Source organism: Kitasatospora sp. NPDC088861 (genome assembly GCF_044750105.1).
GTDB lineage: Bacteria > Actinomycetota > Actinomycetes > Streptomycetales > Streptomycetaceae > Kitasatospora.
In genome coordinates this window covers 25,785-51,684 of the sequence record NZ_JBIVJF010000025.1, presented here as the reverse complement: position 1 = coordinate 51,684, position 25,900 = coordinate 25,785, and the positions used below count along the sequence as shown (strand labels likewise).

The following is a 25,900-nucleotide window of genomic DNA, read 5'->3' as shown; positions in this document are numbered from 1 at the left end:
AGAGAGCTGAAGAGAGCTGAAGAGAGTCGAAGAGAAAGGAAGTACGGAACGTGGACAGTGCTATCGGGGACCTCTACCGGGCCTTCGCGGAGCGGGAGGCGCGCGGCAACTCGGCGAGCTACCAGGGCCTCGCCGAACGCGCCGCCGGGGACGATGAGTTGTGCGCCCTGCTGGACGGGCTGCCGGCCGCGAAGCGGCAGCCGAACCTGCTGTTCGGCTCGGTCCGCCACCTCGGCGGACCGGTGACGGCCGGCTATCCGGCCTTCCGCACCTGGGTGTCGGCGCACTGGGACGAGGTTGCGGCGACGATGCTGCGACGGCGGACGCAGACCAACGAGGCCGGCCGGTGCGCCACCCTGCTGCCGCTGCTGGCGGCGCTGCCGCAGCCGCTCGCGCTGATCGAGGTGGGGGCCTCGGCGGGGCTCTGCCTCTACCCGGACCGGTATCGGTACCGATACACGGTTGAGGTGGGCGAAGTAAGCGAAGCGGGCGAAGCAGGCGGCCCGGCGATCGAGTTCGGCGCCCAGGAGAGCCCGGTGACGCTGGAGTGCGCGGTGCGCGGGCCGGTACCGCTGTCGGCGTCGTTGCGGGAGCGGCTGCCCGAGGTGGTGTGGCGCGCCGGAATCGACCTCAACCCGCTGGACGTCCGGGACGAGGAGGACATGCGCTGGCTGGAGTCGCTGGTCTGGCCCGAGCAGGCCCACCGGCTGGAGCGGCTGCGCGGCGCCGTCCAGGTCGCCCGGGCCGAGCCGCCGCACCTGGTGCGCGGCGACCTCAACACGACGGTGAGGGAGTTGGTGGCACAGGTGCCCGCCGGTGCCACGCCGGTGGTGTTCCACAGCGCGGTGCTCGCCTACCTACCCCCGGAGGCGCGGGAGGAGTTCGCGGTGACCATGCGCGGCCTGCCCGGGCACTGGATCTCCAACGAGGCCGTCTCGGTGCTGCCGACCGTCGAGCGACGTCTCCCCCACCCCGCGCCCGTCGGATCCGGGCTGTTCGCGCTCGCCCTGGACGAGCGGCCGGTGGCCTTCACCGGACCGCACGGGCAGTCCCTCGACTGGTTCCAGCCCCGGGACGGTCTCGGGGCTTGAAGCTGCCGCAGCGTCAGCTTCTACCGTCGTGACCAGGGCCGGAGGAACCGGCCCTGGCCCAAGCGAACGTGAACGAGGGAGACGGCGCATGGCAGCGGCCTGGCCGATCGCGGAAGTCGTCCGGATGTCGGGCGTGACCGCCCGGACCCTGCGGCACTACGACGAGATCGGACTGCTGCCACCGGCCTGGATCGGCTCCAACGGCCACCGCTACTACGAGGAACGGCAGTTGCTCCAGCTGCAACAGATCCTCGTACTGCGGGCGCTGGGGGTCGGGCTGACCGAGATCGCCCGGATCCTGGGCGACCAGGTGGACGAGCTGGAGGCCCTGCGGGACCACCGGCACCGGCTGCTCGCCGAGCGCGACCGGCTGGACACCCTGGCCGCCACCGTCTCCCGCACGATCGCCGACCTGGAACGTTCCCGAGAGGACGGCACACCCATGACCAGCATCAACCGACCGGAGAACCTGTTCGAGGGCATCCAGCCCGGCGACGTCGAGGAGAGCCTGCGGGACTTCCCCGAGCACGCCGAGGCGGCGCGGCGCGCCACCGCCGCGATGAGCCAGGCCGACGTCGAGGCCGGACAGCGCGAGCGGACGGCGCGGATGATCCGCCTGGCGGAGCTGCTGACGGCCGGCCACCCGGCGGACGCCGAGCCCGTGCAGAACCACATCGACGCCGAGTACCGGGCGCTCAGCGCGCTCCGGACGGTCTCCGTCGAGGAGTTCCGCGCGATCGCGCGCTCCTGCACGGAGAACGCCCAGTGGAGCGCCGCGTACGAGGCCATCACCCCGGGCCTGGCCGCGTACCAGCGGGCCGCCTTGGAGGCGTACGCGGCGGCACGGCTGGTCTGAGTCACCGGCGGAGCGGGCCTTCCCTACCGCCCCGCCCCGCCGTCACTCGGTGCGCAGCGCCGTGACCGTCCGGGTGCGGGCGGTCCAGGCGGCGGGGAGGAGGGCGCCGAGCAGCGCCAGCACCAGGCCGCCGAGTATCAGCGGCCCCACCACCGAGGGGTGGAACACGGTGAGGTCCGCCTCCGGCACCCCGACCCCGGCGGCGCGGGCCATCGCCGGCATCACCTGGTGGTGCAGCAGGATCCCGATCGGTACCCCGATCAGCCCGGCCGTCAGCCCGCTGCCGCAGACCGAGGTGAGCACCATGCCGACCGTCTGCCGGGGCGACATCCCCAGCGCCTTGAGCACCCCGAGGTCGTGCACCCGCTCCCGGGTGTCCAGCAGCACCGTGTTGAGCACGCCCAGGCCGGCCACCACGGCCAGCAGCAGGGTGAGCGTCCCGGCGAGGGTGTTCATGGCCAGCATCACGATGCTGATCTGCTGCCCGCCCGCTTCGGCGCTCAGGCCCAGCGGCCGGACGGCGTCGTCGAGCCCGTCCGCGTACGCCTTCGCGTCCGTGCCCGGGGTGAGGTCGATCTGGAAGGCGACCGCGTCGGCCTGGACGGCGGTGCCGAGCGGGGCCAGTGCGGCCCGGTCGACGAACACCTGGTCGCTGGTGGTCAGGACCTCACCGCTGATCCGCACCGGGGTGCTGCGCCCGTGGTCGGTGAGGGTGACGGTGTCGCCGACGCGCACCTGGTTGGCGCGCAGGAAGGCGGTGGCGACGACCACTTCGCCGGGGCCCTGGAACCACCGGCCGGAGATCAGCTGGTAGCCGCCCCAGGAGGCGTCCCCGGTGAAGGCGATCACCGCGGTGCGCCCGGTGTTCCCGGCCACGGCGACCGGCGTCGGAGCGGTGCTGTACCAGGCCCGGGTACCGGGGCGGCCGGTGATCGCCCTGGTCGCGGCGGCCTCGTCCACGTGGTCGGGGGCCTTCGTCGAGCTCTCGATCGGGGTCTGGAGCACGACCTTGCCGGAGCGCCCGGCCTGGAGGCCGTCCTGGAAGGAGCCGAGCGAGAGCGTCAGGCCGACGCACAGGGTGACTCCGGCCGTGCCGAGCACCACCGCGGCGGCCGTGGTCGCCGAGCGGCCCGGCCGGGTGAGCGGGGTCGCCAGCCCGAGGCTCAGGGCGCGCGGCACCGGTAGGCGGCCGATGAGCTGCTGGATCCTGGCGGCCGGACCCGACGCCCCGGCCGGACCCGGGCCGCCGCGGGAGGCTGCCCGCCGGGCGCCCGGCGCCGTCCGGCCGACCGCGAGCGCCTCCACCGTGCGCAGCCGGCCGGCCCGCAGCGCGGGCACCAGGGCGGTGCCCGCCACGGCCGCCAGGGCCACCGCCGAAACGGCGACGTCCACCCAGAGCGGGATGCCGAGCAGGCCGCCGCGCAGGGCCTTGTGCGCCATCCCGAGGACGGGCACGGACAACAGGTTTCCGCCGAGCACGCCGAGCGCCGTGCCGACCCCGGCCGGGATCAGTGCCTGGCCGACGTAGGCGCGCGCCACCTGGGACGGGGTGAAGCCGAGGGATTTGAGGATGCCGATCCGCCGGGTGGCGGCGCTGACGGCGCCGCTGACCACGACGCCGATGATCAGCACCGACATGGCCAGGCCGAGCACCCCGAAGGCCGTCACGAACGGGACGAAGGTCGCGGCCGTCCGGTTGGCCTCCGCCTGGGCCGGCCGGTACGAGGTGGCCCTGGCGAGGGCGCCGCCCGGCACCGCGGCGGCGAGCGCGGCGCGGTCCGCCTCCACCTCGGCGTCGGTGTCGGCGTGGGCGAAGCGGTAGAGGTACTGGGCGGCGGGCGCCGCACCGGGCGCGGTGAGCCCGGCGACCTGTTCGGGGGCGATCCAGCCGTCCGCGCTCCAGGAGGGGGAGGCGGCCAGGCCGACGACCTTGAGGACCGGGTGCCCGGGGAGGTCGGGGAACTGCATGCTGTCGCCGACGCCCAGCGGCGAGTGGCCGTCCAGGAACACCACCTCGCCGGGGCCGGCGAGCCAGCGGCCCATGGTGATCCGCAGACCGTCCAGCGGGCCGTCCTTCGCCCGGCCGACCAGCGTCACGGGCGGGAGCAGGCTGCCGGCCGGCGGGATCCGCAGCTCGTCACCGGCGCGCGGCTGGACGGTGAGCGCCGGGTAGGGGCCGGCCGAGGCCGTCACGCCGGGGGCGTGCGCGGTCGCGGCGAGTTGGGCGGGGCTCGCCCTGGCCGGGTCGTACAGCGCGTTGAGGTGCGCGCCGCGCTGGTCGGCGAAGGTGCGCTGGTACGGGCCCTGGGAGGCGACCAGCAGGCCCGTGGCGAGGATGCACGCCGTCACGGCCGCCATCGTGGTGAGCACCATGACCAGGGTCTGCACCCGCTTGCGGCCGACGCCGGCGCGAACCACCTTGCCCAGTACGCTCATGCGCCCGCCTCCCTTCGCCCGGCGGGGGCGTTCGCCCGCACGCGCCCTCCCGTGATCCGCTCTCCCCCAGCCTCCGGCCGGGGGCACCCCCACCACTCGCTCATCGCGCACCGCTCGCTCATCGCGCACCGCCGGGGGCCGGCACGGCCGCCGTGTCCCGGACCAGCCGGCCGTCGAGCAGTTCGATGGTCCGGTCGGCGCAGGCCTCGGCGAGCGCGGTGTCGTGGGTGACCAGCAGGATCGTCTGGCCCTCCGCGTTGAGCCCCCGGAGCAGGTCGCGGACGTCGGCGGCCGAGGCGGTGTCCAGCGCCCCGGTCGGCTCGTCGGCGAGCAGCAGCGGCGGGCGGTTCATCAAGGCCCGCGCCACCGCGACGCGTTGGCGCTCGCCGCCGGAGAGCCGACCGGGGAAGGCCTTGGCGTGCCGGGCCACCCCGAGCCGCTCCAGCAGCTCGCCGGCCCGGACCCGGGCCGGCTCCCGCCGCATCCCGGCGAGCTGGGCCGGGAGCAGCACGTTGTCCTCGACGTTCAGGTCGTCCAGCAGGTTGAAGAACTGGAACACCATGCCGATCCGCTTCCGCCGGTACTCGGCCAGGGCGGCCTCGCCGAGCTCGTGGACGGCCACGCCGTCCACCTCGACGGCGCCCTCGCTCGGGCGGTCGAGGCCGGCGACCAGGTTCAGCAGGGTGGACTTGCCGCTGCCCGAGCGGCCGAGCACGGCCAGCGCCTCGCCGGCCCGGACCTCCAGGTCGAGCCCGGCCAGCGCGGGGTGGGCGGCGTCGGATCGGTCGTACGTCTTGCTGACGCCGCGGATCCGGATGATCGGCGCGTTCACGGGCCCTCCACGATTCGAGGTCCGGCGCCGGAAGTCCGGGCCGGCTGACGGGACATGACGCTACGAATCCGGGGCGGGGCGCGGACAGCCGTCTGGACGGCCTCTCGGGGGTGTATCCAGGTACACCCCGGATTGGGGGCGCAGACCTAGAGCGCCGCACGTCACGGCGCGGCAGACTGACGCCGGATGATCAACCGGGGCCGCGGGGCCACCGACCGGAGGGGAGGCGCGGGATGAGGACGAGCGCAGTGTCCAGGGCCGTCGCGCAGCTGGAGGGGGCCGTCGTGGCCGGCGTGCGGGCGCTCTACATGGTCACGTTGGCCGTCACGGGGCTGATGGCGCTGCTGGCCGGGCCGGTCCTGCTGGCCGCCGCCCTGCTCGGCCCCGACGACACCGAGCCATTCGCCCACGGTCCGGGCGGGCCGCTGATCCTGCTGGTGCCGCTGGCGCCGGTCGCCCTCTGGGCGCTCTGCTGGGCCACCGGGGGCGGCGGCCGGGCGGCCGGGGCCGTCCTGTTCGCGCCGGGCTCGCTCGCGCTGATGGCCACCGACCTCTACGGCGGCGCCCCGCCCGGCGGCCGGTCCGGATCCCTCTGCCTGGGGCCGGCGATGCTGGTGCTCGGCCTGCTCGGCACGCGCTGGATCGCGACGGAGAACCGGCGGATCGTCGGCCGGTGGAGCGGCCGGCCGATCCCGGTGCCGTACCACCGCGTCGACGCCGGGCCGTGGCAGCGACTGCGCGCCGGCGGCTGGCTGACCGATCCGGCGACGTGGCGGGACCTCCTCTGGGTGCTCGTCTCCGGCTGCGCCATCCCGATCACCGCCGTGATCGTCGTGCTGACCCCGATCGCCCTCCAGGTGCTCGGCCGGAACGGGCCGTTCCTCCCGCTGGGGCCCCTCTACCTGATGGGGCTCTACATCTCCCCGCTGGCCGCCCTGTGGGCCGCGCCGCCGGTCCTGCGGGTGCACGAGCGGGCCGCCCGCGCCCTGCTCGGCCCGTCCCGACGGAGCGAACTCGCCCGCCAGGTCAGTCATCTGGCCCGGACCAGGGCGGACACCATCGACGCCGGGGCGGCCGAACTGCGCCGGATCGAGCGGGACCTGCACGACGGGGCGCAGGCCCGGCTGGTCGCCCTGGGCATGCTGCTGACCGTGGCCGAGCAGGTGAAGGACGACCCGAAGGCCCTGCAACCCCTGCTGGTCGAGGCCCGGATGTCCTCGGTCAAGGCCCTGAGCGAGCTGCGCGACCTGGTCCGGGGCATCCATCCGCCGGTGCTCGCCGACCGAGGCCTGGCCGACGCGGTCGAGGCGACCGCGCTGGACCTCCCGCTGCCGGTCACCTTCACCGGCGGGTTGCCCGGCCGGGCGCCCGCTCCGGTGGAGTCCGCCGTCTACTTCGCGGTGAGCGAGCTGCTGGCCAACGTGGTGAAACACGCCGGCGCCTCGCACGTGTGGATCGAGATAGGGCACAGTGGCGGGCTGCTGCGGATATCGGTCACCGATGACGGGCGCGGTGGCGCCAACCCGTCCCGGGGGACCGGCCTCAGCGGAACCGAACGCCGACTGGCCGCCTTCGACGGGGTGCTCGCGATCAGCAGCCCATCCGGTGGCCCGACCATTGTGAACCTGGAGATCCCGTGCGCGTTGTCATCGCCGAAGACCTCTTCCTCCTCCGGGACGGCCTGACTCGGCTGCTGGAGGCCAGCGGCATGGAGGTCACCGCGGCGGTCGAGACCGGCGACGAACTGCTCGCCGCAGTGGCCGCCGACCGGCCGGACATCGCCGTGGTCGACGTCCGGCTGCCGCCCGGCTTCACCGACGAGGGGCTGCGGGCGGCGCTGGCCGCCCGCCAGGCGCACCCCGGGCTGCCCGTCCTGGTGCTGTCGCAGTTCGTGGAGCAGTTGTACGCGCGCGAGCTGCTGGCCGGCAGCACCGGCGGGATCGGCTACCTGCTGAAGGACCGGGTGCTGGACGGCGCCCAGTTCATCGACGCGGTGCAGCGGGTCTCCCGGGGCGGCACCGTGATGGACCCGGAGGTGATCACCCGGCTGCTCGCCCACAACTCCTCGGCCGGCCCGGTCTCCACCCTCTCCCCGCGCGAGCGGCAGGTGCTGGCGCTGATGGCCGAGGGGCGCTCCAACGCGGCGATCGCCCAGCAGTTGGTGATCACCGAGCGGGCCGTCGCCAAGCACACCGCGTCGATCTTCGTCCGGCTCGACCTCCAGCCCTCCGACGACGACAACCGCCGCGTCCTGGCCGTGCTGGCCTACCTCAACAACGGCTGAGAGGGGCGACACACGAAGGCTTTCCACCCTTGAAGGGCCACTGCCAAGTGAGAGGCAGCCCTCCGCCGCAGGGGGCTCGCCCGCTCCGGTCAAGGTCATCTACGCTGGTGACGTGCTCATCCTTGTTCGCCGTCGCCACGTGGACCTGCTCCGCGTGACAAGCATGTCCTGTCGACGCTCCAGCTGAACCTCGCGCCACCACCCTCAAGGGCAGCCTCCACCCGGCCGCCTCCGCCTCCCGGCTCCCGGAGCACCCGCCGCACCAGGCGGCCACTCCGGCCATCCCCCGGTCGATCACCGGGACCGGCCGGGACGAGACCAGCGGATGTCACACATGTCGCAGCAGTACACCCCCATATCCGACTCACTCCCGGTGATCGACCTCTCGCTCGCCGACGGCGGCCCGGACGACCGCCGCCGGCTGCACGACGAACTCCGTGCCGCGGCCACCGACGTCGGGTTCTTCCAGCTCGTCGGCCACGGCATCACCCCGGAGGAGACGGCCGCGCTCACCGACGCGATGCGCGCCTTCTTCGCCCTCCCCGAGGCCGACCGGCTCGCCGTGAGCAACCTCAACTCCCCCCACTACCGCGGCTACACCCGCACCGGCGACGAGCGCACCGGCGGCAGCCAGGACTGGCGCGACCAGCTGGACATCGGCGCCGAGCTGCCCCCGCACGTCCCCGGCACCGACGAGCCCCCGTACTGGTGGCTGGAGGGCCCCAACCAGTGGCCCGCTGCGCTCCCCGAGCTGCGCACCGCCGCGCTCGGCTGGATCGACCACCTCAGCGGCACCGCCCGCCGACTGCTGCACGAGCTCCTCACCGCGATCGGCGCCCGCCCCGACTTCTACGACGAGGCCTTCGCCGGCCACCCCCACCTGCGGCTCAAGCTGGTCCGCTACCCCGGTACCGCTCCGAACGGCGCCGGCCAGGGCGTCGGTGCCCACAAGGACTACGGCTTCATCACGCTGCTGCTCCAGGACACCGTCGGCGGCCTCCAGGTCGAGCGCCCGGACGGCACCTTCCTGGAGGTCCCGCCGATGCCGGGCGCCTTCGTCGTCAACCTCGGCGAGCTGCTGGAGGTGGCCACCGACGGCTACCTCAAGGCCACCAACCACCGCGTGGTCAGCCCGGTCGGCGCCCGCGAGCGCTTCTCCGTCCCGTTCTTCTACAACCCCCGTCTCGACGCCCACATCGAGCCGCTGGACTTCCCGTTCGCCCGGCACGCCCCCGGCGCCACCGAGGATCCGGACAACCCGCTGTTCGCCGAGTTCGGCCTCAACGAGTGGAAGGGCTACACGAGGGCCCATCCCGAGGTCACCCGCCGCCACCACGCCGACCTGGCCGACGCCGCCTCCCGGTAGCCCCACGCCGCGGAGGCCGGGACCAGTCGCGCCGCAGCGCAGGAGCAGCGCCGGTCAGAGCAGGCTCCGGCCAGAAGCGGCGCCGCCAGAGTCACCGGCACCCCGAGTCCGCCCCCGCCGCTCCCCAGCGGCGGGGGCGGACTCACGTGCGCGGCGGGCCGTCGTCGCCGGTGGAACAGCCGGTGGACCAGGGGGACGGGCACTGTCACACTGCTGCTGTCACAGTGGAAGTGTGCCAGTGCAGGAGGCGGCAGATGGGGGAGCGCGGGGCCGTGGGAGACGGGGGCGGTGTGCGGCTGACGGTCGACGAACTGGCGGCGCGGGCCGGGGTGACGGTCCGGACGGTGCGGTTCTACGGGACGAAGGGCCTGCTGCCACCACCGGAGTTGGGGCCGCGCCGGGTCGGGCTGTACGGGGCGGCGCACCTGGACCGGCTGGAGCTGATCGAGGAGTTGCAGCGCCAGGGGCTGACGTTGGCCGCGATCGAGCGGTACCTGTCCCGGCTGCCGGAGGACAGCACGCCGCTGGACCTGGCGATCCACCGGGCGCTGGTGGCGTCCTGGACGCCCGAGGCGGCGGAGGAACTGGGCCGGGCGCAGTTGGAGCGGCGGGCCGGGCGGGGGCTGTCGGAGGAACAGGTGCAACGCCTGGTCGCGATGGGGGCGTTGGAGCGGACGGCCGATCCGGAGCTGTTCCGGGTGGATCCGGGCCTGCTGCCGCTGGGGGTGCGGATCCTGGACGTGCCGATCCCGCTGGAGACGCTGCTGGCCGCGCGGGCGGTGGTGCTGGAGCACAGCCGGGCGACGGCCCGGGAGTTGCAGCGGCTGTTCCGGGAGACGGTGTGGCGGCCTTACCGGGAGAGCGAGCCGGCGCCGGACGAGCTCGCCCGGATGAGGGCGCTGACGGACCACATCCAGCCGATGGTGGCGCAGGCACTGGTCACGGCGTTCCAGCGCTCGCTGCGGGAGGAACTCGGCGAGGAACTGCGGGAGGACTCGGCGGGGAGCTGAGCGGGAAGCTGAGCAAGGAACTCGGCGAGGAGCTGGGCAGGGACCTGGGCGGGCAACCGCAGGAGGAGCCGGGTGGGGCCGTCCGGCACCCGGCCCCACCCGCTCAGGCCTGACGGTCAGTCGGTGAAGGTGCGCCCCTCCGCCGCGATCCGCTCCAGCAGCGCCGGCGGCGCGAACCGTTCGCCGTAGGCGGCGGCGAGTTCGCGGGCCCGGGCCGCGAAGCCGACCGGGCCGCCCTCGTACCCGTTGATGTACTGGAACACGCCGCCCGTCCAGGCCGGGAAGCCGATGCCCAGGATGGAGCCCACGTTGGCGTCGGCGACCGAGGTCAGCACGCCCTCCTCCAGGCAGCGCACCGAGTCCAGCGCCTCGCTGAACAGCATCCGCTCCTTGAGGTCCTCGAAGAGGAGGTCCTCGAAGGGGACGTCCGCGGCCGGCTCGCCGAAGTGCTCGCGCAGCCCCGGCCAGAGCCGCCCGCGCTTGCCGTCCTCGCCGTACTCGTAGAAGCCGGCGCCGCCGCTGCGCCCGGGGCGGCCGAACTCGTCGACCATCCGGTCGACCACCGCGTCGGCCGGGTGGGGCGTCCAGCCGCCGCCGGCGGCCTCGACCGCGCGCCGGTACTCGTCGCGGATCTTGCGCGGCAGGGTGAGGGTGAGCTCGTCCATCAGCGAGAGCACCTTGGCCGGGTAGCCGGCCTGGGCGGCGGCCTGCTCGATGCTGGCCGGGGGGACGCCCTCGCCGACCATGGCGACGCCCTCGTTGAGGAACTGGCCGATGACCCGTGAGGTGAAGAAGCCGCGCGAGTCGTTGACCACGATCGGGGTCCGGTCGATCTGCCGGACCAGGTCGAAGGCGCGGGCGAGGGCCTCGTCGCCGGTCTGCGGGCCGCGGATGATCTCGACCAGGCGCATCTTGTCGACCGGGGAGAAGAAGTGCAGCCCGATGAAGTCCGCGGTGCGCTCGACGCCTTCGGCGAGCAGCCCGATCGGCAGGGTGGAGGTGTTGGAGCAGAGCAGCGCGTCGGGGGCGAGGACGCCCTCGACCTCCTGGAACACCTTGTGCTTGAGCTCGGTGTTCTCGAAGACGGCCTCGATCACCGCGTCGCAGCCGGCCAGGTCCGCGGCCTCGGCGGTGGGGGTGATCCGGGCGAGCAGCGCGTCCCGCTTGGCCTCGGTGGAGCGGCCGCGGGCGATCGCCTTGTCCAGCAGCCCGGCGGAGTAGGCCTTGCCGCGTTCGGCGGCGGCCATGCTCACGTCCTTGAGCACGACCTCGATGCCGGCCTTGGCGCAGGTGTAGGCGATGCCCGCGCCCATCATCCCGGCGCCGAGCACGGCGACCTTGCGGACGAGTCGCTTCTCGACGCCCTGGGGGCGGCCGGCGCCGGAGTTGACCGCCTGGAGGTCGAAGAACAGCGCCTGGATCATGTTCTTGCTGGTCTGTCCGCAGGCGAGCTCGGTGAAGTAGCGGGCCTCGATCGCCATCGCGGTGTCGATGTCGACCTGGGCGCTCTCCACGGCGGCGGCCAGGATGTTGCGCGGGGCCGGGTAGGGCGCGCCGTTCAGCTGCTTGCGCAGGTTGGCCGGGAAGGCGGGCAGGTTGGCGGCGAACGCCGGGTTCGCCGGGGTGCCGCCGGGGATCTTGTGGCCCTTGACGTCCCAGGGCTGGACGGCGGTCGGGTTGGCCTCGATCCAGGCCCGCGCCCGGGCGGTCAACTCCTCCGGGGTGGCCACGAGTTCGTGGACCAGCCCGTGTTCCAGGGCCTGCGCCGGGCGGTACTGGCGGCCCTCCAGGAGGAACTTCAGCAGGGCGTCGGTGATGCCGAACAGCCGTACCGTGCGGACCACTCCGCCGCCGCCCGGCAGCAGGCCGAGGGTGACCTCGGGCAGGCCGAGCCGGCTGGCGGGGTTGTCCAGGGCGATCCGGTGGTGGCAGGCGAGGGCGATCTCCAGGCCGCCGCCGAGCGCGCTGCCGTTGACGGCGGCGACGACCGGCTTGCCGAGGGTCTCCAGCCTGCGCAGCGCGCGCTTGATCCGCTGGGACTTCTCGAAGACGGCGGCGGCGTCCTCGGGGCGGGCGGCGGAGAGCAGCCGGAGGTCTCCCCCGGCGAAGAAGGTCTTCTTCCCGGAGGTGACGACGACGCCGCGCAGCCCGTCGGCGGCGGCGAGGCCGGCCAGCCGGTCGACGACGGCATCGAGGTCGGCGGTGAAGGCCTCGTTCATGGTGTTGACGGACTGGGTCGGGTCGTCGAGGACGAGGGTGACCACGCCGTCCTGGTCCTGCTCCCAGCGGATGGTGGTGGTGTCGCTCATGAGTTCAGGGTCTCCGAGGGGATCCGAGGGACAGTGGGTCAGATGCGCTCGACGATGGTGGCGACGCCCATGCCGCCGCCCACGCAGAGGGTGATCAGGCCGTAGCGCAGGTCGCGCCGCTCCAACTCGTCGATCACGGTGCCGAGCAGCATCGCGCCGGTGGCGCCGAGCGGGTGGCCGAGGGCGATCGCGCCGCCGTTGACGTTGACCTGCTCGGGCCGGAAGCCCAGTTCGCGGATGAAGCGCAGGGCGACCGCCGCGAAGGCCTCGTTGATCTCGACCAGGTCGATGTCGGCGGCGGTGAGCCCGGCCTTGGCGAGCGCCTTGCGGGTGGCCGGGGCGGGGCCGGTGAGCATGATGGTGGGCTCGGAGCCGGAGACGGCGGCGGAGACGATCCGGGCGCGCGGGCGCAGCCCGTACCGCTCGCCGATCTCCCGGCTGCCGATGGCGACGAGCGCGGCGCCGTCGACGATGCCGGAGGAGTTGCCGGCGTGGTGGACGTGGTCGATGGCCTCGACCCAGTGGTACTTCTGCAGGGCGACGGCGTCGAAGCCGCCGGCCTCGCCGATGCCGGCGAAGGAGGGCTTGAGGCCGGCCAGGGTCTCGACGGTGGTGCCGGGACGGATGAACTCGTCGCGCTCCAGCACGACCAGGCCGTTGCGGTCGCGGACCGGGACCACCGAGCGGTCGAACAGGCCGTCCGCCTGCGCCTTGGCGGCGCGGGCCTGGGATTCGGCGGCGAAGGCGTCCACGTCGGTGCGGGAGAAGCCCTCGATGGTGGCGATCAGGTCGGCGCCGATGCCCTGCGGGACGAAGTTGGTCTCGTACGCGGTCATCGGGTCCGCGAACCAGGCGCCACCGTCGGAGGCCATCTTGACCCGGGACATCGACTCGACGCCGCCGGCCAGGATGAGGTCCTCCCAGCCCGAACGGACCTTGGCGGCGGCCAGGTTGACGGCCTCCAGGCCAGAGGCGCAGAAGCGGTTCTCCTGGACGCCGGCCACCGTGTCGGGCAGGCCGGCCGCGATGGCCGCGATCCGGGCGATGTCGGAGCCCTGGTCACCGACCGGGCTGACCACGCCGAGCACGATGTCGTCGATCGCCGCCGGGTCCAACTCCGGGTGCCGGTTGCGCAGTTCGTGGATCAGGCCGACGACGAGGTCGATCGGCTTGGTGCCGTGCAGCGAGCCGGTGGCCTTGCCCCGGCCGCGCGGGGTGCGGATCGCGTCGTAGACGTACGCTTCGGTGGTCACGGTCAAACGCCTTTCGGGGCAGGGGGTTTCGCGGGAGGTCTCAGCCGAGGACGGACCGGCCGACGATCTCCTTCATGATCTCGGTGGTGCCGCCGTAGATGGTCTGGATCCGGCCGTCGGTGAACGCCCGGGCGACCGGGAACTCGCTCATGTACCCGTACCCGCCGTGCAGCTGGAGGCAGCGGTCGGCGGTGCGCTTCTGCAGTTCGGTGGCCCACCACTTGGCCATCGAGGCGTCCACCGGGGTGAGCGCGTAGCGGTTGTGCTCGGTGATGCAGCGGTCGACGAAGGCCCGGGTGACGGCGCACTCGGTGGCGAGTTCGGCGATCTCGAAACGCACGTGCTGGAGCTTGGCCAGCGGGCGGCCGAAGGCCTCGCGCTGCTTGACGTAGTCGGTGGTGATCTCGACCAGGTACTCGGCGCCGGCGATCGCCGCGGCCGCGATGGTCAGCCGCTCCTGGGCGAGGTTCTGCATCAGGTGGACGAAGCCGCCGTTGAGCTCGCCGAGCAGGTTCGCCTTCGGCACCCTGACGTCCTCGAAGAACAACTCGGCGGTGTCCTGGGCCTTCTGGCCGATCTTGTCCAGGTTGCGGCCGCGCTCGAAGCCGGGCGTGCCGCGCTCGACCACCAGCAGGCTCAGCCCGTGCGCGCCGCCCTCGGGGGTGGTGCGGGCGACCACGACCACCAGGTCGGCGAGGATGCCGTTGGAGATGAAGGTCTTGGCGCCGTTGAGCAGGTAGTGGTCGCCCCGGTCGACGGCCTGGGTGCGGATGCCCTGGAGGTCGGAGCCGGTGCCGGGCTCGGTCATCGCGATCGCGGTGATCAGCTCGCCGCTGCAGAAGCCGGGCAGCCAGCGGCGCTTCTGCTCCTCGGTGGCGAGCGAGGTGAGGTAGGGGCCGATGATGTCGTTGTGCAGGCCGACGGCCAGCCCGGAGGCGCCGGCCCGGGCGAACTCCTCGGCCAACACGGCGGCGTAGCGGAAGTCCGGGGCGCCCCCGCCGCCGTACTCCTCGGGGACGGCCATCCCGAGCAGGCCCTGGCGGCCGGCCGCCAGCCAGGCGGAGCGGTCGACGATGCCGGCCTTCTCCCAGCGGTCGTAGTGCGGCAGCACCTCCTTGGCGAGGAAGGCCCGCACGGCGGCCCGGAAGTCCTCGTGCTGCTCGGTGAAGATCTCGCGCTGCAACGCTACGCTCCTTGTCCTGCATCGGAGTTGAGGGATGGGACGGCCCAGTCGCGGGCCACTTCGGCGGTGTCCGCGCCCGGCCGGGCCGGCGGGCGGCGCAGCGTGCCGGGGGTGGCGGAGAAGCGCGGGGCCGGGGCGGGCTGGGTGACGCCGCCCGCCTCGACATAGGTGCCGCGCGCCAACAGGTGTTCCTCCCGGGCTGCCTGACGCAGCGTCAACACCGGTTCCACGCAGGCGTCGGACCCGGCGAAGACGGCCTCCCACTCGGCCCTGGTCCGGGTGGCGAAGCGGTCGGCGATCAGGGCCCGCAGTTCGGGCCAGCGGGCCAGGTCGTACTGCCCGGGTGCCTGCGGGCCGAGGTCCAGCAGGCGGGCGAACTCGGCGTAGAACTGCGGTTCCAGCGCCCCCACGGCCAGGTGTCCGCCGTCGGCCGCCCGGTAGACCGCGTAGAACGGCGCGCCGCCGTCCAGCAGGTTGGCGCCCCGGCGGTCCTGCCAGTGGCCGGCCGCGAGCAGCCCCCACAGCATGCTGGACAGGTGCGCCGCGCCGTCCACGATCGCGGCGTCGACGACCTGGCCGGCGCCGGTGCTCCTGGCGTGCTGCAGCCCGGCGAGCAGGCCGACGACCAGGTAGAGCGAGCCGCCCGCGTAGTCGCCCAGCAGGTTGGCCGGGATGCCGGGCGCCTCCTCGGGCCCGCCCGGCCCCGCGACCAGGCCGAGTACCCCGGCCACCGCCGCGTACCCGAGGTCGTGCCCGGCGCTGGCGGCGCGCGGGCCCTGCTGCCCCCACCCGGTCATCCGCCCGTACACCAGCGCCGGGTTGCGGGCCAGGCAGTCCTGCGGCCCGACCCCGAGCCGCTCCGCGACCCCGGGCCGGTAGCCCTCGATCAGCAGGTCCGCCCGCTCGACCAGGTCCAGCACCAGGCCGGGCCCCGCCGGGGACTTGAGGTCGACCAGCACCGACCGCTTGTTCCGGTTGGTCACGTCGTACGCCGGGTCGATGCCCAGCGGCGACGGATCCGGCCGGTCCACCCGCACCACGTCGGCGCCCAGGTCGGCCAGCAGCATCGCCGCGAACGGCCCCGGCCCGATCCCCGCGAGCTCGACCACCCGCACCCCCGCCAACGGGCCGGGGCCGGCGGCCGTGGCGCCCGGCGGACTGCTCGTGTCACGCACTGGCTGCAGAACCCTTCTGGGTTTGACAGTAAAGCTGTAACACCCGTGATGATAGGGAAGCGACCCGCCGGTAACAAGACCTCCTCCCCCATCCACCCGCCGTGCGACCGCGAACACGGAGGGTGCGTCAGTGCACTGACGGAGGGCCCCTGTACCGTCGTCATGCCACAGGGGGGATTGACCCCTTCTCGACGAGAAGGAGTTGCACACACATGGTTAGCCCGTACTTCACCACCGGGCCGGTCTCGCCGGCCTCGGCTCCGGCACCCGGCTCGGCCAGGACCGCGCCGTACGCCCCACCCGTCCAGTCCGGTGGCGGCAACGTGCCCGCGCCCGTCCTCGCCCCGGGTCTGGTGACCACCCGGCTGGACGTCCCGCACGAACTCAACGCCTCGGCCGGGATGGCCCGACAGATCGCCACCGACCTCGACAACGCGAACGGCAAGGCCGGGCCCGGCGCACACGGCCTCACCGAGTACGCGAGCACCGCGGCGACCAGGATCCGCGGCTTCTCCTTCGGCGGCGCCCTCACCGGCTGCACCGAGCGCTGGATGCAGCAGTGCAAGGCCCTGCACGACACGCTCGGCAAGGCCGCCGGCAACCTCGACAGGACCGAGCAGTCCTACAGCGCCAACGAAGCCGCGACCGCCGCCGACCTCCGCGCGGGCCGCTAGGCCCTGTTTGGCCCTGTTTGGCCCCAGAAGAACAGCAGTTGGAAGACCAGAAGGGGGAGCCCGGACACATGGTGTCCTTCAAGGAACTGCACGAGGCCGACTTCTCCGGGATCACCGACGCCGCCGAAGCCTGGGCCGGCGTCGCCAAGGCCCTCACCGCCCTGGACGGCCGGGTCGCCAAGGACCTCACCAGCACCGCGCAGCGGGCCGGTTGGAAGGGCGCGGCGGCCGACGACGCGACCAAGGTGCTCCAGACCGTCGACGGCGACTTCAAGCAGGCCTCGACCGTCGCCACCGCCCTCGCCGCGATCATGAAGACCGCCGCCGAGGACTTCGCCGCCGCCCGCCGCGACCTCGACACGGCGATCCACGACGCCCAGAGCGACAACATGACCGTCGCCGCGGACGGCCAGGTCAACTGGACCCTGCCGAAGGAGACGCGGAACGACCCCGACGGCGAGAAGCTGGCTCAGACGCTCGCGGCCAAGGCCGAGGCCATCGCGGCCCGGCTGACGAAGGCCGTCGAGAAGGCCGACTCCGCCGACCAGCGGGCCACCGCCGCACTCCAGGGCGACATCGGCACCAGCACCACGGCCTTCAACCCCACGCCCTACGGCGGCGGCCCGATCGCCGACGCCAACCGGGCCAAGGACCTGATGGCCAAGGCCGGCAGCCTCAGCGATCCGCAGCTGAAGCAGTTGCAGGACATCATGGCCGCCAACGCGGGCAACAAGGACTTCTCCACCACGCTGCTCAACGGCCTCGACTACGGCGGGAAGACCGGCCCGGACGCCCTGCTGGAGTACAGCAAGGTCTACGACGGCCTCGCCCACGGCAACCACAACGCCAAGGGCTACCAGGACGTCTACGGCAACCTGTCGGTGGTGCTCGCCACGGCCACCCATGACGGAGGAATGGGCAAGGCCTGGGAGGACGGCCTGCTGGCCGCCGCCCGCCGCCCGGGAGGCTCTGCGGCGGGGTTCAACGACAACTACCCGGCGCTGACGGCGCTGATGGGGGCGAAGGGGACGTACGACAAGGCGTTCCTGCTCAAGGTCGGCAACGACCTGGTCGACTACGAGCGCACCAGCAAGACCAAGGGCGAGGACCTCTGGGGCCGCAACTGGGAGACCCTGGCCGACCAGACCGACCCCATGGGCGGTCTGATGAAGGCTCTGAGCCGCACCCCCGATGCCTCGAAGGACTTCTTCGACCCCGGGAAGAGCAAGAACCTGGACTACCTCCTGCACGACCGGAAGTGGCCCTTCCAGGGAAACGAGCAGAACGTTCCCGCCGACTTCACTCCCTCCCGTAGCGCATTCGGCTATGCCCTGGAGGCGGCCACGACCGGTCGGGACCCACACAGCGACCAACCGGTCGTCCGCCCGCACGACAAGGTCATGTCGCAGATCATGGACGAGACGATGAAGTCGTTCGCGGGCGCCGGCCCCGGGGACAAGACGTCCCTTCCGGCCGGACTCCGTCGGCCGATGGCCGACATGATCGCCGACTACGCTGCGGACACGCACGAGATCCTCGGCAAGGACCTGTACGGCGCGTCCCAGCCGGACGGGCTCACCGTCAACCGCGAGCAGCTGTTGCGCCTGATCCGAGGCACCGTCGAGGACCCGGCGGCATTCGCCGTCATCCAGCACGCCGAGACCCAGGAGATCGCCCGCCGCCTGGACGGGTACGGCCCCGACGCGGTGAAGCCCGATGCGACGGGTGGTGTGAACCACGGACTGGATGCCCTCGTCCACGAGTCCGGCAGGACGCTCGGCGCGCTCGACGCGGTGTACGCCGACTCCGTCGTCGACCACGCGGACTCCGCCAAGTCTGCCCAGGACTGGCAGGCGAAGATGAATTACCACCTGCTCGGCACACCCCTGAACTTGATTCCGGGTGTGGGCGACATCGCGCAGCGCTACGCCGATATCGGGACGGCCACCTACGCCGACGCCGCCAAGGCCAAGATCGACAGCAAGCTCCAGGACAACCTGAGCTCCCACTTCTCGGCAGGACAGCAGCAGCTGAAGGCGATGATCGACTACAAGCTGATCATGTCCGGAGTCGACCATCAGACCATGGACCTCGACGGGGGCGTGCCACAGCAGCTCCAGAGGACCGCGGGATCCGCCTACAACAACGGAATCGACACCACCTATCGCACCGTGTTCGGCAGGGCGTGAGGACTATGGAGACCAAGAGCAAGAGCAAGAGCGGGCGTCCCGACGACGCCGTAGGGCTGGCCGGCAGGGTCGACGCGGCACTCAATCGGCGCGGGTTCACCACGCGCGCCCTGCGGGTGCGGTTGACGGCGGTGCTGTTGGCATTCTCCCTCGCCCTGGCAGGGGCGGCGGGCTTCGCGCTGTACCGGCTGACGAACATCGGCGGGCCCGACAGCGTGTGCGACGGAGCGGCCACAGCGGAGCAGGTGCACGACCTGCTGGGGTCCGGACCGATGAGTGAGAACAAGAAGGGCTACTCGGCGACGAAGAACTCCACCGGGAACAGCTGCTCCGCCACGGTCAGCTCCGGCTTGTTCGAGACCTCCAAGAAGGTCGTGCGGTTCACCATCGTCCTCAACACCGCTGACGGCCCGGGCGCATTGGCCGCGTCGGATGCCCGGCTGTTCTCCGGCGAATCGGCCGGCTCGGTCACCCCGGGCGCCGCGTGGGCCGTGCTCCCCGAGGCGTGCCAGAAGGGCGTACGTGCCGAGGTGAGCACCAGCGAGGCGGGCCATGACGAGGCCAGGGCCCGCCTGGCCGTGGCCTTCGCCAACAGTGTGGCCAAGGCCCGCTCGTGCGCGGACCGGACACTTCCGGCACCGAAGAGCCTGTCGGCGAAGGCGGCCCAGACGGAACCGGACTGGGCCAACCTCTGCGGCCTGCCCGGGTTCGCACCCGCGAAGAACCCCGAGGCCCAGTGGCCCATGCCGCAGCAGGTCACCACCGCGTCCAACCCGATCTGGTCCTGCACGATCGGCGAGGACCCGAGACACGACAGTCGGTCACAGGAATTCACGATCACCACCGAGCCGCGGGTCACCGCCCTAGCCCAGAAGGACGGCAAGGAGCCGTCCGAGTTCGGGCGAGCCAGCTGGGTCGCCGGCGGGACGCTCGTCGCCACCTGTCAGGGCAAGGACGTCTTCTTCACCGTCGGCGGCGGGTACGAACACAGCCTCGAAAGGCCCTTCCTGTTCCCCGACCAGAAGGACCTGATGCGCCAGTTCCTGACCGCCGGGGGCAAGGCCATCGGGTGTGAGCCGATCCTGTAGCCGGGGCGGGTGGACGGAAATGGTCGGGCGACTGTCGGGGTAATGGCCTATGGTGCGGTAGACCTATTACGCATGACACGGGGGAAGCGCCATGACCACCACCGGACCCGCCACCGGACCCGCCACCCGCACGATCGTCACCGCCTCCGAGCGGCTGGTCCTCGGCCGGCCCCAGGAGGGGGACGTGGAGGCGGTGTTCGCGATCCACGGGGATCCGGAGACCAACCGCTACAACCCCAACGGACCCCACCGCGACCGGGCGGCGAGCCGGGAGATGCTGGACGGCTTCGTCGCCGACTGGGCGCGGGACGGGGTGGGGTACTGCACCGTGTCCACCCGGGAGGAGCCGGAGGCGGTCATCGGGTTCGCCGGGCTCTACCTGCACACGCTGGACGGCGAGCGGGTGTTCAACCTCTACTACCGCTTCCGGCCGTCCGCCTGGGGCCTGGGCTACGCCGCCGAGGCGGCCCGGGCGGCGATGGCGGAGGCGCTGCCGCGCTTCCCCGGCGTGCCGGTGGTCGCCCTGATCCACCCGGACAACGTGCCGTCCCGCCGGCTCGCCGAGCGGCTCGGGCTGCTGCCGGACCCGGACGGCCGCACCGACGACGAGGACCGGCTGATCCACCGGACGGCCTGAGCCCAGGGGCCGGGCCGGGAGGCCGGGGGGCCGGGCGAGCGGGCGAGCGGGCGAGCGAGAGGCCAGAGGGCGGCCCTCAGAACCAGGGGGCGGCGGCCGAGGTCAGGGCCCGCAGGGCCTCGGTGAGGGCCGCCGCGGCCCCGAGGGCGCCGGTGAGCGTGAAGACGGCGCGCCTGACTCGGCCGCCGTCCGGCTGCCGGCCCTCAGGGGCGGCAGCCGCCAGCTCGTCGAGCGCCTGCCCGGCCACCTCCGCGGCGGCGGGCGGCAGTTCGTCCGGGGCGAGCGCCCGCAGCCGCTCGCGCAGCGCGTCCGCCGCCGCGAGCAGGGCGCGCAGTTCGGGTGCCTCGCCCGGGGTGGGGGCGGTCTGCTGGTGGGTGTACTCGGCGCGGGCGTGGCTGCCGCTCTGCACGATGCCCGTGACGTTCCCGGTGATGCTGATCCCGTGGCCGTCGTCGTTCACGCTGTTCCCCTGTTCCTGGTGCCGTTCAGTCCTGCCGGGTGCCGCCGACGCGCGGCGCCGGGGTGGTGAGCGTCCGGTACGAGGCGTTGGCCGCGTCCCCGGTCTGCACGACGCCGTGGACGTCGCCGTGCACCTGCACGCCGTTGTTGATCACCACGTGCTGCAACTGCTCCGCCCCGTCCGTCCGGTAGCCGTGGTCCCGCAGGCAGTCGTGGACGGCCGACACGATCCGGGCCCTGACGCACTTCACGTACCGCTGGACGTCCATCTCCTGGAACAGCTGCTGGTACGCGCGCTCCGCTCCCAGCTCCCGGACGGACAGCGTGGGGCCGTGGTCGACCAGCCGGTTCTCCCGGCACATCCGGGCGTAGCGGAGCGCGTTGCGCCCGACGGCGCGCCGGCTGCGCGCGGCGCGGCGCAGCACGCCGACCGAGCCCGCCACCAGAGCGGGCAGCGCCGCGAGGGACGCCGCGCAGAGGCCGAGCCAGTCGCCGAGATCGGCGGGCGGGGCCGCGGTGTCGATCGCGTGGTAGGCCCGCGCGATCGGCGGCAGCACGAAGGCCCTGCTCTCCAGGAACAGCTGCCCGCCCTGGAGTTGGGCCCGCACGAACACGGTGACGACGATCTCCTCGCGCCAGCCCGCGACCCGCACCGCCAGGTAGTGCCGCAGCCGTTCCTCGGCGGCGAGGTCGACGCTCTCCACCCACCAGTGCTCCGGGTCCGGCCCGCCCCCGTTCAGCGCGGCGGCGCAGTGGGCCGCGTACGGGGCGAGGGCGGCGAACGCGGTGCCGGGGCCGTGGCCGCACCAGTCGGCGGCGGGGCCGAGGCGTTTGCCGCTCTTGAACACGAGGTCGTGCACGGCGATCCCGTGCAGGCGGTCGCCCGGGTAGGCGGGTGTGTCGGCGGCGCCGAGGCGGGCGAGTTCGGTGCGCAGCCGGGCGTGGACGGCCGGAACGGTCAACGCCTGTGCGGTGGCCGCTGGTTCGGCCTGGGCCTCGGGCAGCGGGTCGTCGGGCAGCAGGTCGTCGGCGAAGGACCAGTGGTCGATCTCGATCCCGGCGCCGACGAAGGGCGCGTAGTCGCTGTAGACGACGTCGGGGTCGGCCTGCTGCCGCGCGAGCCGCCGGTACAGGTTCTTGCGGAGGGGGTCCTCGGGGGCGGCGGCCCGGCCGGTGCCGAGCTCGTACAGCGTCTGTTCGAGCCGCCGCCGGCCGGCCAGGGACACCGCGAACCAGACGGCCAGCAGGGCGGCGATCCAGTGCCACCCGAGCACCTCGACCGCGCCGAGCAGGCAGCCGACGGCCAGCCAGTTGCCGGTCCGGCGGCGCCGGGGCCGGTCGGACCGGATCAGCCAGGCCGCCACGAACACCAGGGGGACGGTCAGTTGCAGCAGCCAGAACCGCAGCAGCACATCGAGCGCGTGCGGCACGTCGGCCTGACCGGACGCCATGAGGGAGACGGCGCCGCACACCGCGAGCACGGGCAGCACGGCCGCGGTCAGCAGGACCAGCACCGCCCGCCCCACCGCCTGCCGCCGCGCCGCGTAGCACTCCTTGAGCACCGCCGCCAGGTCGACCCCGGGGGTCGGCGGCGGTACCCGGTACGGGTGTTCGGCGAGTTCCTCGATCACCGCGTCCCGGAAGGCCGGGTCGAGGTGCGCTCCCGCCCGCAGGTAGGCGGTGGCGTCGCCGCGCGGCGCGCCGGTCTGGGCCTGGATGAGCTGCTGCAGCGGGTCGGGCACCGTCGGGGCGACCGGTGGCAGGGGCGGGTGCGGGTGCGGGTACCGGGGCGGCGGTACCGGTACGGACGGTTCGGCCATGGCGGTGTCCTCTCCCGTCCACCTGCGTGTCTCGTGAGGCGTGTGTCCGGGTCAACGACGCTCCCCCGGCCCGGGAGGAGGGTCGCAGGGCAAGATCCCCCTGGAGGGGGAGGGGGACCGTTCGCCGGGTTGACGCGTCGGCCCGGGGGGCGGCGGGACCGTGGACGGCATGAGGATCAGGGAGGACGCGCGGCGCCGGCCCGGGCTACTGCCGGCCCCGTCGGCGGGCGCGGTGGCGCCGACCGGACGGACGGCCGCGGGCCGCGCACCCGCTGACGTAGGGTCACCCGGGTGAACACGGGGGCGGGCGGCCGGATGCGGCGGGCGGCGGGGGCGCTGCTGGGGCGGCGGGCCCGGCTGCCCTGGGTGCACCTGGTGCTGGGCGGCGCGCTGCTGATGCCGTACTGGCTGCTCTCGGTGGTGATGCTCGGGGCGCTCGACCCGGACCAGGGGCAACTGCGCCAGACGCTCCTACAGCTCACCGCGCTGTTCACCTCCCTGCCGATGGCCGCCGCCACCGCGCTGGTGCCGACCGTACGGGCGCTGGAGGGGGCCGCGGCCCGGGCGCTGTGCGGGGATCTCGCGAGGTACCGGGAGGGCCGCTTCCCCGGCTGGATGCTCACCGGCCCGGCGCTGGGCCTCGCCCTCCTGCTGCTGATCGTCGCCACCAGCGCCGGCTGCGGCGCCCTGCTGGCCCGCTGGGCGCCGGCCCTGCTCGGCCCGACCCCGGAGGAGCGGCTGGCCGCCGCCGAACGCCGGACCACCGTGCTCGCCCAGCGCAACCGGCTGGCCCGCGAACTGCACGACTCGGTCGGGCACGCGCTCAGCGCGGTCGGCATCCAGGCCTCGGCGGCCGCCCGGGTGCTGCGCACCGACCCGGACTTCGCCGCCGAGGCACTCCAGGCGATCGAGCGGACCACGCGAGCGGCCGTCGCCGAACTGGACGCCGTGCTCGGGCTGTTGCGCGAGGAGGAGGCCGACGCCGACCGGCCCGCCGGGCCGACGCTCGGCGGGCTGGACGACCTGCTGCGCCAACTCGCCCGCACCGGTGTGACGGTGGACGCCGAGCTGGCCCCGGGCCTGGCCCGGCTGCCCGCCGGGGTCTCCCGGGAGGCGTACCGGATCGTGCAGGAGGGCCTGGCCAACGTGCTGCGGTACGCCGGGCCCGCGCCGGCCGGACTGCGGGTCGTCCTGGCCGGGGGCCGGTTGGAGATCGAACTCACCAACCCGCTGGGCCCCGCCCGCCCGAGCCGCCCTGGCGGCGGGCGCGGGCTGCGCGGGATCGGGGAGCGCGCGACCGCCCTGCGCGGCGGGAGCACGGCGGGGCCGAGCGAGGACGGGACGACGTGGCGGCTGGCCGTCTGGCTGCCGGGGGGGGAGGGACACGATGAACGAGGACGACCACGGCGGGAGCGCGCACGGCGAAAGCGTGCACGGCGAGAGCCGCGACGGGGCCCGCGACGGCATCCGCGTGGTGATCGCGGCGTACGAGTCGGGCTTCGTCCTGCCGAGTTGAGCCGAGGGGGGCTCAGGGACCGACGGGGCCGTTGGAGTCCAGCCGGGCTGCGGAGTCCGGCGGGTCCAGTCCCGAGCAGGACCGTTTCTTCCGTCCCCCCGCTACCTGCGAGTAGAGTGCGGCGTTCCCCCTTAGCCGTCCGATACCTCCCGTATCGCCTGAAACGAACTGGTGGCCGCATGACAGTCCGGACCCGCCCCGCGCTGTGGTGGCGCATGGGCATCGTGCTCTCGGCGGGCCTCGGCCTGACCCTCGGAACCGCGCCGCTGGTGTTCTTCACCGTGCAGAGCAACGTCATCGTGCTCGGCTACTTCATCGGCGCCGTGTACTGGATGCTCAAGCGCGACACCGTGGACGCGCCCGCGCCCCGGCTGCGCGGCGCCGCCACCCTGTACATACTGATCACCGGGCTGGTCTCGCACGTCCTGCTCCAGCACGGCGCCAACCCGCTGCCCGGGCTGGTCAGCGGGCCGGACAAGCTCGCGCACTGGTCGTCGTTCTTCCTGCACTACGTGACGCCGGTGATGGTGATCGCCGACTGGCTGGTGCTGAAGCCGCGCAACGCGGCGGCCTGGAAGGACATCCCGCTCTGGCTGGCCTTCCCACTCGGCTACGCGGCGATCGTGCTCGCCCGGAACGCGCTGTTCGACGACTACCCGACGCCCTACCCCTACTTCTTCTTCGACCCCACCACCAAGGGCTACGGCTACGTCTGGGGCCAGATAGCCCTGCTGACGGTCGAGTTCGTGGTGCTGGCCGCCGCCGTGGTCGGCCTGGACCGGCTGGGAACGCTGGTCGCGGGCAAGCTGAGGTCCGCCAAGTCCTGAATGCCCGGGCGCAGATGGCGCCCTTCCCGGGGTCGCCCTCTCCCGGGGGCTCCCTTCCCGGGTGACCGTCCGCGCGGCGGCCGGCCTCAGATCCGCCAGGAGCGGATCCGGTCGGCCGCCGCGAACACGTCCGCCCCGCCCGCCGCGATGTCGCGGGCCAGCTCGACCAGCGCCCCGTACGGCGGGTCGATGCCCTCCTTGGCCGCGTGCATGTACGCGGCCGTCGTCATGCAGGCGTACAGGTTGTTGCGCACCGGCAAGGGGCGCAGCAGCACGATGGTGTGCATCAGGGTGGCCGCGCACCAGGCGGCGTCGGCGTCGTGGCCGAGTTGCGCGGTGTTCACCCGGTGCCGGGCGACGGCGGCCTGGAGCGCGGAGTAGTCCCGCACGCTGAGGTCCTCCGGCGAGGCCAGCTCCTGCACGTCGAGCAGCCAGCGCAGGTCGACGTGGAGCGGCATCATCCCCGCACCCCCGCCGCGCCGTTCACGCCGCCGGCGCGTCCTCCGGGAACGCGGCGTCGAACTCCGCCCGGTGCGACTTCCAGAACGCCACCGCGTGGTCCACGAACACCCGCCGCTGCTGCTCCCGCACGCTCAGGTCGTGGATGTACGCCTTGATGCTCTTGCCGTCCGCGGCGGCGGCCTCGCGGATCGCGGCGAGCTCGTGCTCCGTGTACTCGATGTTGAGCGCAGGCATGGCGCCGATGGTACTGGAGCGCACCGGAGTTGGGACCACCGACGGAGGATTTTCACCCACCGTCAAAAGGGTTTGCTGTCGATACCCCCACGGAGTGGTTTCGGCGGAGCCGCGGGTAGCCCCGAAGTCGGGCGGGGGTCGGGCGCGCGGGATGACGCCGGGGCGGTGGGGGCCGCCGTAGCGTCGGGGGCAAGGCGGC

Annotated in this window: 21 protein-coding genes; 11 read left to right on the top strand and 10 right to left on the bottom strand. The window is 73.4% G+C overall.

Translation table 11 applies throughout. The features are described from left to right. Positions 1-50: 50 nt before the first annotated feature. Entirely contained in the window at positions 51-1,091 is a 1,041-nt protein-coding gene (locus ACIP37_RS30090; RefSeq protein ID WP_400811403.1) for a DUF2332 domain-containing protein, read from the top strand. Between the two features lie 88 nt (positions 1,092-1,179). After that, positions 1,180-1,947 carry a MerR family transcriptional regulator gene (locus ACIP37_RS30085; protein ID WP_400811401.1) on the top strand — a complete coding sequence of 256 codons (768 nt, stop codon included), beginning with the start codon at positions 1,180-1,182 and terminating at the stop codon, positions 1,945-1,947. Between the two features lie 42 nt (positions 1,948-1,989). On the opposite strand, the gene ACIP37_RS30080 is transcribed toward ACIP37_RS30085, so the two are convergent. Then, entirely contained in the window at positions 1,990-4,383 is a 2,394-nt protein-coding gene (locus ACIP37_RS30080; RefSeq protein ID WP_400811399.1) for an FtsX-like permease family protein, read from the bottom strand. A 118-nt stretch (positions 4,384-4,501) separates the two neighbouring features. Next, positions 4,502-5,215 carry an ABC transporter ATP-binding protein gene (locus tag ACIP37_RS30075; protein ID WP_363585671.1) on the bottom strand — a complete coding sequence of 238 codons (714 nt, stop codon included), beginning with the start codon at positions 5,213-5,215 and terminating at the stop codon, positions 4,502-4,504. Between the two features lie 233 nt (positions 5,216-5,448). On the opposite strand from ACIP37_RS30075, the gene ACIP37_RS30070 reads away from it, so the two are divergent. From ACIP37_RS30070 to ACIP37_RS30055, 4 genes are all read left to right on the top strand, one after another. Then, the gene (locus ACIP37_RS30070) at positions 5,449-6,900 is read left to right on the top strand and encodes a sensor domain-containing protein (RefSeq protein ID WP_363631426.1); all 1,452 of its coding nucleotides are present in this window, start codon (positions 5,449-5,451) and stop codon (positions 6,898-6,900) included. Continuing rightward, positions 6,852-7,499, top strand: coding sequence for a response regulator transcription factor (locus ACIP37_RS30065; RefSeq protein WP_363585673.1), 648 nt, complete (start codon positions 6,852-6,854; stop codon positions 7,497-7,499). The genes ACIP37_RS30070 and ACIP37_RS30065 overlap by 49 nt, the downstream gene beginning before the upstream one ends. 334 nt (positions 7,500-7,833) lie before the next feature. Then, positions 7,834-8,865 carry an isopenicillin N synthase family dioxygenase gene (locus ACIP37_RS30060; protein WP_400811396.1) on the top strand — a complete coding sequence of 344 codons (1,032 nt, stop codon included), beginning with the start codon at positions 7,834-7,836 and terminating at the stop codon, positions 8,863-8,865. Positions 8,866-9,119: 254 nt separating this feature from the next. Further along, positions 9,120-9,875: a MerR family transcriptional regulator gene (locus ACIP37_RS30055; protein ID WP_363625264.1), complete on the top strand. Its 756-nt coding sequence runs from the start codon at positions 9,120-9,122 to the stop codon at positions 9,873-9,875. Between the two features lie 116 nt (positions 9,876-9,991). Here the strand turns inward: ACIP37_RS30055 and ACIP37_RS30050 are convergent, their stop codons facing one another. From ACIP37_RS30050 to ACIP37_RS30035, 4 genes are read right to left on the bottom strand one after another with little or no spacing between them, the layout of a single operon-like run. Beyond that, entirely contained in the window at positions 9,992-12,184 is a 2,193-nt protein-coding gene (locus ACIP37_RS30050; RefSeq protein WP_400844796.1) for a 3-hydroxyacyl-CoA dehydrogenase NAD-binding domain-containing protein, read from the bottom strand. A gap of 38 nt (positions 12,185-12,222) precedes the next feature. After that, complete coding sequence (locus ACIP37_RS30045) at positions 12,223-13,437, bottom strand: acetyl-CoA C-acetyltransferase (RefSeq protein WP_363585677.1); 1,215 nt, start codon at positions 13,435-13,437, stop codon at positions 12,223-12,225. A 40-nt stretch (positions 13,438-13,477) separates the two neighbouring features. After that, the gene (locus ACIP37_RS30040; RefSeq protein ID WP_363585678.1) at positions 13,478-14,620 is read right to left on the bottom strand and encodes an acyl-CoA dehydrogenase family protein; all 1,143 of its coding nucleotides are present in this window, start codon (positions 14,618-14,620) and stop codon (positions 13,478-13,480) included. 2 nt (positions 14,621-14,622) lie between these two features. Continuing rightward, positions 14,623-15,795: a CaiB/BaiF CoA-transferase family protein gene (locus ACIP37_RS30035; protein ID WP_363585679.1), complete on the bottom strand. Its 1,173-nt coding sequence runs from the start codon at positions 15,793-15,795 to the stop codon at positions 14,623-14,625. Positions 15,796-16,007: 212 nt separating this feature from the next. Between ACIP37_RS30035 and ACIP37_RS30030 the strand changes: the two genes are divergently transcribed. From ACIP37_RS30030 to ACIP37_RS30015, 4 genes are all read left to right on the top strand, one after another. After that, positions 16,008-16,469 (top strand): hypothetical protein, encoded by a 462-nt coding sequence (locus ACIP37_RS30030; RefSeq protein ID WP_400811392.1) that lies wholly within the window; start codon positions 16,008-16,010, stop codon positions 16,467-16,469. Between the two features lie 38 nt (positions 16,470-16,507). Beyond that, a complete protein-coding gene (locus tag ACIP37_RS30025; RefSeq protein ID WP_400811391.1) occupies positions 16,508-18,658 on the top strand; it encodes a hypothetical protein in 2,151 nt (716 codons plus the stop codon). Positions 18,659-18,663: 5 nt separating this feature from the next. Then, positions 18,664-19,746 (top strand): hypothetical protein, encoded by a 1,083-nt coding sequence (locus ACIP37_RS30020; protein WP_400811389.1) that lies wholly within the window; start codon positions 18,664-18,666, stop codon positions 19,744-19,746. Between the two features lie 91 nt (positions 19,747-19,837). After that, entirely contained in the window at positions 19,838-20,383 is a 546-nt protein-coding gene (locus ACIP37_RS30015) for a GNAT family N-acetyltransferase (RefSeq protein ID WP_363585683.1), read from the top strand. Between the two features lie 76 nt (positions 20,384-20,459). Here the strand turns inward: ACIP37_RS30015 and ACIP37_RS30010 are convergent, their stop codons facing one another. Beyond that, on the bottom strand, positions 20,460-20,843 hold the full coding sequence (locus ACIP37_RS30010) for a DUF5955 family protein (RefSeq protein ID WP_400811388.1): 384 nt from the start codon (positions 20,841-20,843) through the stop codon (positions 20,460-20,462). Positions 20,844-20,868: 25 nt separating this feature from the next. Then, a complete protein-coding gene (locus ACIP37_RS30005) occupies positions 20,869-22,662 on the bottom strand; it encodes a hypothetical protein (RefSeq protein ID WP_400811386.1) in 1,794 nt (597 codons plus the stop codon). Positions 22,663-22,953: 291 nt separating this feature from the next. Between ACIP37_RS30005 and ACIP37_RS30000 the strand changes: the two genes are divergently transcribed. After that, a complete protein-coding gene (locus ACIP37_RS30000) occupies positions 22,954-25,005 on the top strand; it encodes a Pr6Pr family membrane protein (protein ID WP_400844792.1) in 2,052 nt (683 codons plus the stop codon). 86 nt (positions 25,006-25,091) lie between these two features. On the opposite strand, the gene ACIP37_RS29995 is transcribed toward ACIP37_RS30000, so the two are convergent. Together ACIP37_RS29995 and ACIP37_RS29990 are read right to left on the bottom strand one after the other, a co-directional pair. Further along, complete coding sequence (locus ACIP37_RS29995; protein WP_400334957.1) at positions 25,092-25,463, bottom strand: toxin Doc; 372 nt, start codon at positions 25,461-25,463, stop codon at positions 25,092-25,094. A 25-nt stretch (positions 25,464-25,488) separates the two neighbouring features. Continuing rightward, entirely contained in the window at positions 25,489-25,701 is a 213-nt protein-coding gene (locus tag ACIP37_RS29990) for a hypothetical protein (protein WP_063351004.1), read from the bottom strand. Positions 25,702-25,900 lie beyond the last annotated feature (199 nt).